At 42.8% G+C, this 13,933-nt stretch carries 11 protein-coding genes; 4 read left to right on the forward strand and 7 right to left on the reverse strand.

The annotated features are described in order from the left end of the window. Positions 1 to 321: 321 nt before the first annotated feature. Complete coding sequence (locus Q4591_RS04525; RefSeq protein ID WP_102436666.1) at positions 322 to 1,716, reverse strand: PhoH family protein; 1,395 nt, start codon at positions 1,714 to 1,716, stop codon at positions 322 to 324. A 356-nt stretch (positions 1,717 to 2,072) separates the two neighbouring features. Between Q4591_RS04525 and rapA the strand changes: the two genes are divergently transcribed. Next, entirely contained in the window at positions 2,073 to 4,979 is a 2,907-nt protein-coding gene (gene rapA / locus Q4591_RS04530) for an RNA polymerase-associated protein RapA (protein ID WP_102436664.1), read from the forward strand. Positions 4,980 to 5,135: 156 nt separating this feature from the next. Beyond that, entirely contained in the window at positions 5,136 to 6,008 is an 873-nt protein-coding gene (locus tag Q4591_RS04535; RefSeq protein WP_102436662.1) for a DUF3530 family protein, read from the forward strand. Positions 6,009 to 6,208: 200 nt separating this feature from the next. Here the strand turns inward: Q4591_RS04535 and Q4591_RS04540 are convergent, their stop codons facing one another. Beyond that, the gene (locus Q4591_RS04540; protein WP_102475359.1) at positions 6,209 to 7,015 is read right to left on the reverse strand and encodes a crotonase/enoyl-CoA hydratase family protein; all 807 of its coding nucleotides are present in this window, start codon (positions 7,013 to 7,015) and stop codon (positions 6,209 to 6,211) included. A gap of 380 nt (positions 7,016 to 7,395) precedes the next feature. On the opposite strand from Q4591_RS04540, the gene Q4591_RS04545 reads away from it, so the two are divergent. Together Q4591_RS04545 and Q4591_RS04550 are read left to right on the forward strand one after the other, a co-directional pair. After that, complete coding sequence (locus Q4591_RS04545) at positions 7,396 to 8,391, forward strand: response regulator (protein WP_102436656.1); 996 nt, start codon at positions 7,396 to 7,398, stop codon at positions 8,389 to 8,391. An 88-nt stretch (positions 8,392 to 8,479) separates the two neighbouring features. Next, complete coding sequence (locus tag Q4591_RS04550) at positions 8,480 to 9,439, forward strand: sensor domain-containing diguanylate cyclase (protein WP_102436654.1); 960 nt, start codon at positions 8,480 to 8,482, stop codon at positions 9,437 to 9,439. Between the two features lie 110 nt (positions 9,440 to 9,549). On the opposite strand, the gene rraB is transcribed toward Q4591_RS04550, so the two are convergent. The 5 genes from rraB to Q4591_RS04575 all read right to left on the reverse strand — a co-directional run bounded on the left by rraB (position 9,550) and on the right by Q4591_RS04575 (position 13,897). After that, on the reverse strand, positions 9,550 to 9,951 hold the full coding sequence (rraB, locus tag Q4591_RS04555; RefSeq protein WP_303459615.1) for a ribonuclease E inhibitor RraB: 402 nt from the start codon (positions 9,949 to 9,951) through the stop codon (positions 9,550 to 9,552). A 57-nt stretch (positions 9,952 to 10,008) separates the two neighbouring features. Further along, positions 10,009 to 10,797, reverse strand: a complete 789-nt coding sequence (locus tag Q4591_RS04560) for a 1-acylglycerol-3-phosphate O-acyltransferase (RefSeq protein ID WP_303459618.1) — start codon at positions 10,795 to 10,797, stop codon at positions 10,009 to 10,011. Positions 10,798 to 11,015: 218 nt separating this feature from the next. Further along, positions 11,016 to 11,789 (reverse strand): metal ABC transporter permease, encoded by a 774-nt coding sequence (locus Q4591_RS04565; RefSeq protein WP_102436648.1) that lies wholly within the window; start codon positions 11,787 to 11,789, stop codon positions 11,016 to 11,018. Positions 11,790 to 11,793: 4 nt separating this feature from the next. Next, on the reverse strand, positions 11,794 to 12,696 hold the full coding sequence (locus tag Q4591_RS04570) for a metal ABC transporter solute-binding protein, Zn/Mn family (RefSeq protein ID WP_241901140.1): 903 nt from the start codon (positions 12,694 to 12,696) through the stop codon (positions 11,794 to 11,796). Further along, positions 12,686 to 13,897: a hypothetical protein gene (locus Q4591_RS04575; protein ID WP_303459621.1), complete on the reverse strand. Its 1,212-nt coding sequence runs from the start codon at positions 13,895 to 13,897 to the stop codon at positions 12,686 to 12,688. The genes Q4591_RS04570 and Q4591_RS04575 overlap by 11 nt, the downstream gene beginning before the upstream one ends. Positions 13,898 to 13,933 lie beyond the last annotated feature (36 nt).

The following is a 13,933-nucleotide window of genomic DNA, read 5'->3' on the forward strand; positions in this document are numbered from 1 at the left end:
TGAAAACCCTTTGGCTTTTCTTAGCAGCGTAGATATTTAATAAGGTAAAAAAGGAGGTACGCTAATAATGTCTATTTATGCATATTATCAGGAACATATTCGCAAGCACACGAATAAATGTTCACAAAACATGACTAATTTATTTTTCACTCCATTCCACTAAAAACATAGCAAAAATCTGACCATTATTCTTGGCAATAACCCGTAAACTGGCCGCTTACATAAAAGGCGCGTTAAAAGAGCTCGTTGAAACAGATTGCTTAAAAATAAAAAATGGCCACCTAACAGGTAGCCATAAACGGTACTTTAAAGCAGAAGTGCTTATAAGTTCTCTTCAGCAAACTCTGCTAAGCGAGATCGCACCACACCATTAAGGTAAATATTGGCACTGCCGTCAAAGTCTTTAAAACGCTCCACAATATAGGTTAAACCTGATGTCACCGCCGTCAAATAGGTTGAGTCTATTTGCGCCAAGTTACCACAACACACTAGTTTGGTGCCCTCGCCCATGCGGGTGATCATGGTTTTGATTTGTGATGCGGTCAGGTTTTGGCATTCATCTAAAATGACCACTGAATTTTGAATCGAGCGGCCACGCATAAAGTTAATCGATTTAAACTGCACGTTCGCCTTCTCCATGATGTAGTTCATGCTGCCGGTGGGGTTAACATCATTTTTATGCAGCACCTCAAGGGTATCAGTAATTGCCGCAAGCCAGGGCGCCATTTTTTCCTCTTCGGTGCCAGGTAAAAAACCGATGGACTCGGCAATTTCAGGGGTGTTACGGGTTACAATGACTTTTTCGTACTGGTTTTGCTCAACCACCAGCTCAAGCGCAGCCGCCATGGCAATTAAGGTTTTACCACAACCGGCGGGGCCGGTGAGGATCACTAAGTCAATATCTGGATCTAGCAAAGCATTTAACGCCATCCCCTGATAAATATTCTTAGGTTTAACACCCCAAGCTTGCAAATGATTAAGCCTTTCGCGGCCATAATCGATGATATTAAGATGTGTTGCGGTTTTGCTGGCAACCTTGCCGCAAAAATCAGAGGTTTCATCGATAAGGTATTGATTACTGTAGAAGGGCTCGTTACCTACGGCATCGATATCCACCTGATGGACGACTTTGCCAGCTTCTCTATCAGTAGAGACTTTATCCACCTTGTCCCAAAAATCACCGTCAAACTGATAAAAGCCTTTCGCCAAAAAGCGAATATCATCAATTAACTGATCGGTGCGATAGTCTTCAACTCGCTCAATACCCGCCCCTTTAGCTTTAAGGCGCATATTAATGTCTTTGGTGACTAATACGACCTGACGAGGCTGATGCAGATTTTGTAGATGAAGTGCGGTGTTAATAATACGATTATCGTTATTATCGCCTGGCAGAGCGCCAATGATAAAGTCGATTTGATGGTCGGGGAAAATAGATAAACTACCTGATACGTCTAAATGTCCTTCGCGGCTTGGGAGTGCAACGCCGTTTAGAATTTGTTCCGGCGAGGTCTTACCGCCAAGTATGTCTTCCAATGCCCTAATCGCGACCCGGGCATCACGGCTAATATCGTGCTTTCTATCCTTTATATTGTCTAATTCTTCTAACACAGTCATGGGAATTATTACGTCATGTTCTTTAAACGAATATATCGCTAAAGGTTCATGTAGTAACACATTGGTATCCAGTACAAACAACTTTCTGTCGTCTCGTTCCATGGCGCCTCCAGAGTGCTCAATACAAAATGTAACTATGGGATTAAAGCAATATAAACTCCTGTTCATAAGCTGGATTAATCGAATCATCATGATTGATTTTCAACCAAACTTAAATTTACTATGCCAGTAATTATATCAAGTCTCAATATCATTTTATTGATTAAAGGTTCGAGTTTAAGTTGTTAAAGTTGGCACTGAGATGACACCAAGATGACACTAAGATGTCAAAAATTCGCTGGCGTAAAAGTGAAATTCCTTCAGATGAATATTTAAATCACTGCTAGAATTTAAATTGAGTAGCGTTTGGTATAACATACGCGCCCTTTGTGTTTATCCGTCCCGAATGAGAGTAAAAAATGCCGTTTTCTTTAGGTCAACGCTGGATTAGTGATACCGAGTCAGAACTTGGTTTAGGAACTGTGGTTGCTGTTGAAGGCCGTATGGTGACAGTATTGTTTCCTGCCGCCGATGAGAACCGTTTGTTCTCCCGCAGTGAAGCGCCATTAACTCGTGTAATTTTTAATCCCGGTGACTCCGTAGAAAGCCATGAAGGCTGGAGCCTAACCATCAGTGAAGTCGAAGAAAAAGATGGTTTAGTCACCTATGTTGGTATCCACAGTGAGACCAACGAGACGGTACGTCTGCGTGAAACCTTACTAAACCACAACATTCGTTTTAATAAACCACAAGACAGATTATTTGCCGGTCAAATTGATCGTCTAGAGCGCTTTGGTATTCGTTACCAAAGCCAAATGCTACGCCATAAACTTGCCACCTCAGATTTGCTTGGGCAACAAGGCCCACGTGTTGGTTTAATTCCACATCAACAGTGGATTGCCCATGAAGTCGGTCGTCGCTATGCCCCTAGAGTACTTTTAGCCGATGAAGTAGGTTTGGGTAAAACCATTGAAGCTGGCCTTATTATCCATCAACAATTATTGACTGGCCGTGCTGAACGTATCTTAGTGATTGTGCCTGACACTTTGCGCCATCAGTGGTTAGTTGAAATGCTGCGCCGCTTTAACTTACGTTTTTCTATTTTCGATGAAGATCGCTGCGTTGAAGCCTATGCCGATAACGACAACCCTTTTTACACTGAACAATTAGTCATTTGTTCATTAGAACTATTACGTAAAAAGCGCCGTTTAGAACAAGCTGTCGATGCCGATTGGGACTTAATGGTAGTGGATGAAGCCCATCACCTTGAGTGGAGCGAAACCGCCCCAAGTCGCGCTTATCAAATCGTAGAAGCCTTAAGTGAAGAAGTGCCTGGAGTGTTATTGCTCACGGCAACGCCAGATCAATTAGGCCATGAAAGTCACTTTGCTCGTTTACGATTACTGGATCCAGATCGCTTCTACGACTACAACGCGTTTCTTGAAGAAGAAAAAAGCTATCAAAGCGTTGCCGAGGCCGCCGAAGCATTAGCTGCCAACGACAAGTTAGCTGACAGTGCTGTTGTCAGCTTAACCGAATTACTCAGCGAGAAAGACATCAGCGCAAGCATTAAGCTTATCCAAGCAGATGATGTCGATGCTGACGCCCAGCAAGCTGCCCGCGCTGAGTTATTACAAGATTTACTCGACCGTCACGGTACTGGCCGCATTTTATACCGTAACAGCCGCGCCTCTGTCAGTGGCTTCCCGACCCGTATTTTTAATCCGCATCCACTGGCTATGCCGCAAGAATACGTCACGGCTGAGCGCGTTAATGCCATGATGGGATCGAAAAAATCAGCTCAAGATCAAGCTAAGCAATCTCTAAGCCCTGAAAAACTGTATCAAGCCTTTGAAACCGATAGTGCCAGTTGGTGGAAGTTTGATCCGCGAGTCGATTGGTTAATTGAATTCTTAAAAGATAATCGCAGTAAAAAAGTGCTGATTATTGCTAGCCAAGCAGAAACGGCATTAAGCCTTGAAGAAGCACTGCGCACCCGTGAAGGTATTCAGGCAACCGTTTTCCATGAAGGGATGTCGATTATTGAACGTGACAAAGCCGGCGCGTACTTTGCCCAAGAAGAAGGCGGCGCTCAGGCGTTAATTTGTTCTGAAATTGGCTCTGAAGGGCGTAACTTCCAATTTGCGAGTCAATTAGTGCTATTTGATTTACCGCTCAACCCTGACTTACTTGAGCAACGTATTGGTCGATTAGATCGTATTGGTCAGCAAAATGATATTCAAATTCATTTGCCATACCTTGAAGACACCGCCCAAGAAAGACTGATGCATTGGTATCATCAAGGCTTAAACTCATTTGAACTTACCTGCCCAAGTGGCCATGTATTGTTCAATGAATTTGCTGATGAGCTAATGAACGTACTCAACGATGACAACCCAGAGCTAATGACAGCGCTGCTTAACGGTACCCAAAGCCGTTACCAAGCACTTAAGCAAGCGATGGAGCAAGGCCGCGATAAGCTGTTAGAGATTAACTCCCATGGCGGCGAGCAATCTAAAAAGTTAGTTGAACGCTTAGCGGAGCGAGACTCAGATACCCACTTAATTGGTTCGGTGATCCGCTTGTGGGACATTATCGGTGTGGATCAAGAAGATCGCGGCGAGAACTCAATCGTATTACGCCCAAGTGAGCACATGCTATTCCCATCGTACCCAGGTCTGCCTGAAGATGGTATTTCTGTGACATTTGATCGTGAAACTGCCCTATCACGTGATGATATTGCCTTTATCTCCCAAGAGCATCCATTAGTGCAAACGGCGTTAGACTTAATCACTGACTCAGAAACCGGAACCACCAGTGTTGCAGTGCTTAAAAACAAAGCCTTACCTGCTGGAACCTTGTTCCTTGAGTTAATTTACATGGCTGATGTTTCGGCACCTAAGTCATCACAGCTTTATCGCTATATGCCACCAACCCCTATCCGAGTGTTATTGGATAAAAGTGGCCAAAACTTAGCTGACAAAGTCGATTATAAGAGCTTTGATAAACAGTTAAGTGCGGTTAACCGTCATATTGCCAGTAAGCTTGTGAATGCATCACAACCTATTTTGCACCCGTTACTGGCAAAAGGTCAGCAACAGGCTGAAATTGAATTAGCCAAACTGGTTGAGCAAGCCCGTGAAAAAATGACCACCCAGCTAACTAGTGAGTTGACCCGACTTGAAGCGCTAAAGGCCGTGAATCCGAATATTCGAGATTCTGAAGTGGACTTTATTCGCAATCAAATGGCTGAATTGAATGGCTATATTGATGATAGTCAATTCCAACTTGACGCTATTAGAATGGTATTAGTTAGCCACGTATAATACACTGCTAACTCGAAGCAAAAAGCCCTGAACTTCAGGGCTTTTTTGTATCTATTTTTTGTCATTGTTTTAAGTGTTTAGCGTAAACATAAGCTCATAAACATAAGCGCACAAGTCTATAGTGATGACATCGCAAGATTCGTTAAGGAAGCCACATTGCTGCTAAAGCCTCTGTTTGTTTTATCTGTTACCAGTCTTTTTAGCCTCAGCCTTTTCTGTCACAATGCTATGGCAGCCAGTGAGTTGCCTACTGCTAATGCTGGAAAACAATTTATCAGCGTCCAAGATCAACAACAGCCAGTTTGGGTCAAACCTTGGCAAGGCCCGCACCAGCGCGGCGCAGCTATTATCGTCGGTCCAACCGATTCCCCCGCCAGTGGCAGTGGCCTAATTCGCTATTTACGTGATGAGATCCCCGCATTTGGCTGGGCAAGCTTGAGCATAAAACCCACTGAAGGTTTATACCGACCAAATTTTGCCACTGACGCCGAAGAAATTCCCAAAGCCGGTGAAGCGCAGTTAACCCTGAGTCGTCACCAGCAAGCCCCCAAATTTAGCTCAAACCAACTACTTGAACTGCGTAACTTTCAGCAAGAACTTATGGTAGACAGTCTCGACCAATTGCAAGCTATTGAGGCGCAGTTCCCAGGAAAAAGACTATTAATCGTCACCGATGATAGTGCGGGCATGGTCATTAACTTACTTTTTGAAGCTAAGCTAGCCAAGCCCGACTTATTAGTGGTGATCAACCCCTATCGTGAATATGAGCAGATTATTGCGCCGCAACATCGCGGTTTATCCATTGCCCAACAGCTCAGAGAAATCGATATCCCAATACTGGATCTGCAATCAGCCGATGCTCATCAAATATCTATGACTGAAAGTGCTAGCAGAAAAGCACTCAATAAAGCTAAATCGAGCCAGTATTACCGCCAATATCAATTAGCGCTTAATCTCGATAATCAAAGTGGTTGGGAGCAAGTGCTGCATCATATTGCAGGCTTTAGTAAAGTCATTACCGCACGATAAAAAGGGCCAGCATATTGCTGCCCCTTAATGGCTATTTGCTTATTTTAAGACTGAGTAATAAGGCATATTTTCAATTTTTTCAATAACATCGCATAATAATCAATCTCCAATGGCCTTTCAGCTATTCACTAAATTTGTGCAATGCAGTATTGGCCGCACTAGTCTAAAAGCTGATTAACTCACAACTGACTCGCTCATTATCACCACCAAGGCTGACGAGACTGATAAGCTTGCTCGGTTTGCTTTATTTCACGATTAGCGGCAATGATACGGTTTTTACCCGCTAACAGGCGAACTTGGCTTAAAGACTCACGACTTAATAACCGCCTTGTTGAGGCTGACCAACTATGATTAATGCTCATTTTAATGGCCGCATTCACATCAGGAGAGCGGGTCATAAACTGCTCGGCAAGCTCAATAGCACGCTGCAATGGCTGTGAACTTTTCTCGGTCACTAAACCAAAATCTAGCGCCTGTGCGGCTGATAGCACTTCTGCGCTATAGGTAATTTTTAAGGCCTTATCTTTGGGCATCACCTGTCTAAGCGCTGCCAGTCCTGCCATATCAGGCACTAAGCCCCATTTTGATTCCATAATAGACAGCTTAGCATCATCACTTGCAATACGAATATCTGCCCCTAGCGCAATTTGCATACCGCCACCAAAACAGCAGCCATCTAATACTGCAATCACAGGGATGGGTAAACGCTGCCAGCCAATAGACACCCGCTGGGCTAAGTTGGCATTACCTGGTAGCCATTTGAACAGCAATTTGGCAATCATGGAGGGGGATTTAGCAATCGCTTTAACATCTAAGCCCGAAGAGAAATTACCATCGGCGCCGGATAATATGACCGCATTAATTTCGCTATCTTTTCTAATATTTTTAATGGTTTTATCAATGGCTTTAAACATTTCATAATTGAGCGCGTTATATTTATCTGGTCGGTTTAGCGTCACAAAAGCAATACCGTTTTGTTTTTTTAACGCCACTAACTTCTTATTCATTGTTCATCCTTAATATAAATAATAACTGGTCAGTCCAGAAGTTACGTTAGCATAAATTGGCTTACTGGCGAATAGTTAAGCTAATTTGATATTCTTCATAAGCTGCTAAAACTACAACAATATATATGTTCCCGCAGGAACAAAAGTGCCGTCAAAATTCAGATTTACTGAATTTAAGAGCATTTTTTCGTTAAACGCCAAAAAATTGTCGATTTTTGGTGCGAAAAGTCAGCAATAAGTTGTAGTATGTTTGCCCATAAAAAGTAACATTACTCATCGACTCATTTTTCTTGTTTAATCGGAGTTCGTTTAAGTGCTCGATCGAGTAATAGCTAATGCATTCAAAATAATAATACCCTGTAAAAGGATCTGCTGTAGCCATGACTATTCCTATTTTAATCTGTGATGACTCAGGATTAGCCAGAAAACAAATGGCGCGAACACTTCCCAAACATTGGGATGTTGAAATCAGTTACGCCACCAATGGTGAAGAAGGCTTGGAGGTGATCCGTCAAGGAAAAGGGGAAATTGTCTTTCTCGACCTTAATATGCCCGTCATGGATGGCTATGAAGTACTAGAAGCCATTCAGCGAGAAGACTTGCCCGCCTTAGTCATTGTGGTCTCTGGTGATATTCAATTAAAAGCCCATGAGCGAGTAAAAGCCCTTGGCGCATTAGATTTTATTCAAAAGCCGGTTAGTGCTGAGTCCATCAGCAATATCTTAGAAGAATACGGCATTTTAACTTTAGCCCTTAAACAATCAACCAATGACACGCCGATGTTTAAAGTTGATTTACGTGACGCTTGCCAAGAAATTGCCAATGTCGCCATGGGCCGCGCTGCCGACTTATTAGCGAAACTACTCGATGTTTTTGTAAAACTGCCAATCCCCAACGTCAATGTTTTAGAAGTCAGCGAACTGACCATGGCACTTAAAGCCACCGAAGAAAGCTCGAAGATTTCTGCATTATGCCAAGGTTTTATTGGCGCTGGGGTTGCTGGTGAGGCGTTATTACTGTTCCATGACTCAAGCTTTGCTGACATGGCTAAACTCATGGGCCACAGTGATCCTGAAGATGCTAACAATGAAATTGAAGTGCTCATTGATACTGGTAATGTGCTTATTGGGGCATTCTTGAATGGCATTTCAGAGCAGCTTGATATGAAATTTAGTCAAGGTCACCCCGTTGTACTTGGTCGCCACTGCACGGTAAATGAGCTTATCCATGACAACTCAGAAAAATGGCAACGCACCCTTGCCATGGAAATCAATTATCAGATTGAAGACCACAATATTCAGTGTGACTTATTACTGTTATTTACGGAAGACTCAATCCCTACATTGAATGCAAAGCTTCACTATATATTTGAATAGATTAAGATAATAATCATATAAACAGTTAGTTAATTGCAATGACTTAACATTGCATATAAAAAGAATAATACAATACGGATGTTAGAGCATGGCTACTGATCAAAGCGCAATGAACGAGCTACACTGGCTTATTGATATGGTACAAACCATTGAAGTTGGCTTGGTGGTGTTAGATCGTGACTACAATATCCAGCTTTGGAATGGTTTCATGGAAAACCATAGCGGTGTGTCACCTAACAGTATTAAAGGTCGCAATCTTTTTGAAGCGTTTAACGATTTACCCTCTGAATGGCTTAAGCAAAAAATGGAGTCGGTATTTCTACTCAAAAACCGATCTTTCATCAGCTGGGAGCAGCGCCCTTATGTCTTCCAGTTTAAAAATTATCGCCCGATCACTGGCCGCGCTGATTACATGTACCAAAACATTACTTTGCTGCCACTGGCGTCGCTAACGGGTGAAATCACCCATATTAGTATTATCGTTTATGATGTGACTGATATCGCCATCAATAAATTACAGCTAAAATCAGTCAATGAGCAACTAGAAACACTCAGCCAAACCGACAGCTTAACCCAGTTGTATAATCGCCGTCATTGGCAAGTTTGCTTTGAAAAAGAATACGAGCGCTTTGCCCGTTATGGTGAAAAAGCCAGTATGATAATGATTGATATCGATCATTTTAAAGCCATCAATGATAAATACGGCCACCCTGCAGGTGACAAAGTCATTCAAAGCCTCGCCAACATATTAAAGCAATCATTACGTGAAACTGATTTTGCCGGCCGCTATGGCGGTGAGGAGTTTGCGGTAGTATTGACTTATACCACCGCTGCTGAATCAAAATACTTCACTGAGCGACTGCGTAAAAAAGTCGAAGCCTCGCAAGTGGTTTATAACAATCAAATCATTAAAATGACCATCAGTATTGGCGTTAATGATTTATCCTCTGCCACCACTAGCAGTGTAAGTTGGTTATCTGGCGCCGATAAAGCTTTATATCAATCGAAAGAAAATGGCCGTAATCAAACCACGGTATTTGAAAAATAACCTGCAGAGGTTCATTTTATCCCCACCGCGATAAGCCATTAAAAAGCCCACAATTAAGTGGGCTTATTTATTAAACGAGTGACGCTAGTTAAGCGATAGTCGTTAATGATTTAGAAACCGTCGTCATCTTGGTCTTCATCTTCATCAAGCTCTTCTTCGTCACCAATAAAGAAGGTGCCCCAGCCGTCATAATCAACTTTTTGCTTGGCAGCAAGCAGCATTAACTGCTCGCATGCTTTATCAAGTAACGATGCTTCAAGAGCATGATTGGCGATAGCATCAAAGCAAATAATGGTTGAGCCATCTTCAAGCTCCATCTCTTCAGCGTCGTTAACTTCAAAACCTAATTTGAAAGCATCAACTGCGGCTTTTTCTAAACGTTCAAAGTTAGTCGAAGAGAAATGATGCTCGATAGTATATTCAGCATCAGCTTGTGAACCATCATCAAGCAGCGCCTGAATAATTTCACGGTTCTCGGCAAATTGCTCTTTAAGTTGAGCTTCAATAGACATGGATTCTCTCCGTTAACAAATTTAAATACGCTATAGGGCTAATTATACGTGATAAAGCTACTGAGGTTTAGCCATTAATAGCGATGCTTCTTGATTTAATTCAGCTAAACGCTGTGACATCACTTGATGCACCTTAGCACAAAGCTTTTTCGCATCGGCTTTATCCACGTTTGCGGTCGACATAGGTGCCATCATTTCGACAATGACCACACCATTATTCCACTTGTTAAGTTTAATATGATTTTGGCAAGATGCTAATACTGGCACAATTGACGCTTTGGCGGCGATAGCAGTATGGAATGCGCCGACTTTAAACGGCAGTAGACCGCGCCCTCTAGAGCGTGTCCCCTCAGGGAAAATCCATACAGATAACAGTTTTTCTTTCATTCTCTTAACAGTCTTGGCCATAGTATCAAAGGCACTATGACGGTTTTTACGGTCAATCAAAATATTGCCTGATAGCCAATAAATCTGCCCAAATAATGGCATCCAAGCTAAGCTTTTTTTACCTAAACTCACCGTGGCTTCCGGCACTGCAGAGGTATGGGTAAATAAATCAAAATTATTTTGATGATTCGCTAAATAGATCTTAGGTTGCTTAAGGCTTGCTTCGGTTTCAGTGTCAGTACCAGCGTTAGCCTCAGCGCCAGTGTCTACTTGAGGGTTAATCACCGCGTTACGGGTAATCACTTTAATCCCTAAAATAGGAGCAACAGATGAAAATAGTTTAGCAATCACATGGACATTATCACGATGCATAGGTCTAACAATACAAAGGATGATTGCGAAAAAAAACGCCAGTGTTAGTAACACTGCTAGAATAATTGAACGAGCAATTAACAGCACAGCAGACTCCTACAAATAAAGTGGCGACAGTATAGCCAGCACATCTGCTGGACTCAATAGCTTAAGTTAATTTCGGTGTACAAATGTAAGCTTAAAGTAGTTATACCAAGCGGATTAATGCTCTGAATAGCTCAGATAATTAATATGCTTGGCATTATACACTGCTAAAAGTGAATTAATGATGCCTTAAACATTAACGCATCATTAATTCTGCAGCGTTACATTTCAGCCTTATTAGAACGATTACTGAGCAGTAAACGCATTAACACAGCACTGACCGCTAATGCCGCAACAATGGCTGCGCCACTAGGTAAGTCATAACTAGCCGAAAGTATAAGCCCTGCTAGGTAACCAACAAATCCCACCACATAAGCCAGCAGCAAGGTATATTTACCCACATACTGATTTAACGCTAACGCTGGCAAAATTAAGGTGCTGAAAACAAGATAAACACCCACTAATTCAACCGATAGTGTAATCACTATGGCAAATAGAAAGTAAAAACCTGCGCCTTCGAGGATCTGAGGCTTCAATGCAATTAAAGCGAGGATCGCTACTGACACCAAAGCCGGCAGCACAAGCTGCGACCAATTTACCCACAATATCTGCCCCGACATTAGCTGCTTTAACAGCTCTGCGCCATGGGGATCATTAGACAATAACAACATTGCCCCAACCGCGCTAAGCACATAAAAACAACCAATAAAGGCTTCTAATTCATCGGCAAAACGCTTGGATAACCAAGCAATAAGCCCAGCGCCGCCCAAGGCAAATATGGCAGGCATCCACACATGAGAATAAGGAATATCTTCAATTCTATGATCCATATGAGCCACAATAGCCCCCAGCGCAGCCACTTGGGCAATCGCTAAGTCGATGAAAATAATACCGCGTTTAAGTACTTGTCGACCTAACACCACATGGGTAGACAAAATGATGATTCCGGCAATAAATGCCGGAAACAAAATCAATAGCAGCTCGATATCTAGCATAGGCTTATTGCGCCTCAGTTAATAACGTCAGTACGCTGTCATATAAGCTAATCAAATCCTGACTTTGACTGTTGCCACCTACTGACATTGGCAAAATCACCACAGGCAAATCAGTGCGCTCACCTAACCAATGTGCGCCACGCTCATCCTGATATGAGGCCACTATCACCGCCATCACATCACCTTGTTGGCTGCGACTTACAAGTTTAGCTAAATGGCTACTACTGGGTGGGATGCCCGGCTTCGGCTCAAGATCTGCCACTTGCTCCATGCCGAGCCAGTTAAACAAATATCGAAAGCTTGAGTGGTAAGCAATGACCTTTTTGCCCTTCAGCGATTGCGCTTGCGCTTCCCAGCGCGGAATAGCTTGCTGCCACTGCTCAGTAAACTCAGTTAATGCAACTTGATACTCAGCACTTGAGTTAGGATCTAACTCAATCATTTTCGCTGATAACGCCTGCGCCACTTTAAGGAACTTTCTAGGGTCAAAATGTAAATGCGGATTACCTTTGGCATGGACATCACCCATAGAGCGATCCACTTGCTCAAGTTGATCTAAGGTCTCGATATGATCCGCGGCATAAAAAAGCCCAGTATCAGTTGAAAGCACTTTGTTGTTTGAGGCTTTCATCTGCAACATTGGCAACCAACCAATTTCGAGATCGGCGCCAGCACACACCACTAAGTCAGCTTGACGCATTTTAGCAATTAAGCTTGGACGCGCTTGCACTTGATGTGGATCTTGCTGCGCACTCGTGGCTGAATAGACTTTAGCATCAGGAGCTAATGCCTTTGCTAATGCGCCATACTCAGGCTCACAAGCAAATACATTAAGCGCTGCATTTGCAGAACTCGTTAACAAGCTGGCAAATATGCCAGCTGCTAATATTAGTTTTTTAGAATTGATGCGCACCGTGAGCTCCTAATGACATAACATATTGTAGAGTAATGATATTATCGTCTTCAAAACCATCAAAGTTGGTGCCTTTCTGGTTAGTATATTGTAGACGTACGGTGGAGAAATGGCTCTGATGCCACGCCAAACTTAATTCGGTTTCTTTTAGCTTTTGTGGGTCTAAGTGATCGCCGTGGGCTTCAAAGCTATCCACTTCACCATAACGTAAACCAGCAGACCAATTTGGCGAGAACTGATACACGCCACTTAAGTACCAACCTTGATGGTAATCGTCATGGCCTTCAGCACTGAGTATCTCATGTTCATCTTCATGATCTTCTTCATGATCTTCTTCAAATGAGAAAATATCAGTTACCCGGAAGTACTCGCCGCTAACAGTTAAGTGTTGGTATTTGTAATTACCATTTGGTGCCCACTTGTAGACAAAGTCTGCAATATAGGTATTTTCACCAGTATAGGCTGCGCTATGGCTATGACCTTCATGGTCGTGATCGTCATCAACATGGGGCTCATGCTCATCTTCTAGATAAGTTTTACCGTTTTCATTACGTAAGTAACTTAAACCCACTTGCCAAGAACTCGAGATACCAATATCACCGCCAAACTTGGTGAATGCCGAATACACCCCTACTGAACTAAAGTCACGTTCGTCATGCTCATCTTCAGCGCGCATTTTTTTACCACTAAAGGCTTCAACACCCATAGTCCAATACAAATCTGTCGGCGCTACATAAGTTAATCTGACACCATCATCAAAGTAATGCCCGCCCATAAAGGCGCGATAAACCCCAGGACGATCAGCAAAAGCGTCGGTATGAATGTGCTGATTATTTAAATAACCCACATCAGACAAGAAACGACCAGCGCGAATACCAAAACCGCCAGGCATACCCATGGTTTGAATAAAGGCTTCTTCAAGCTCAAGTTCAGTTTCGCCGTCATGCACTTCTAATATCGCAGTGACTTTACCGTAGAACATATCATCGATATTAGCGCTGATAGCAAATTCAGTTTCACCCAAACCAAAGCCTTCACTTCTGCCACCTAAACCACGATCACCTGATTGATAAAAACCATCTAACACCGCACTGATATTAGGATTGGTTAAGCTTGAATCTTCTGCAAAAACAGAGCTTGAAGAAAAGGCACACGCGATTGCGACTGCTGACAGTCGTTTATTTGAACTAAACATAAAATCTCCAAAATACAACAAACACCCGGCTATTTT

It is taken from the genome of Shewanella sp. 3_MG-2023 (genome assembly GCF_030548765.1).
Lineage (GTDB): Bacteria > Pseudomonadota > Gammaproteobacteria > Enterobacterales > Shewanellaceae > Shewanella.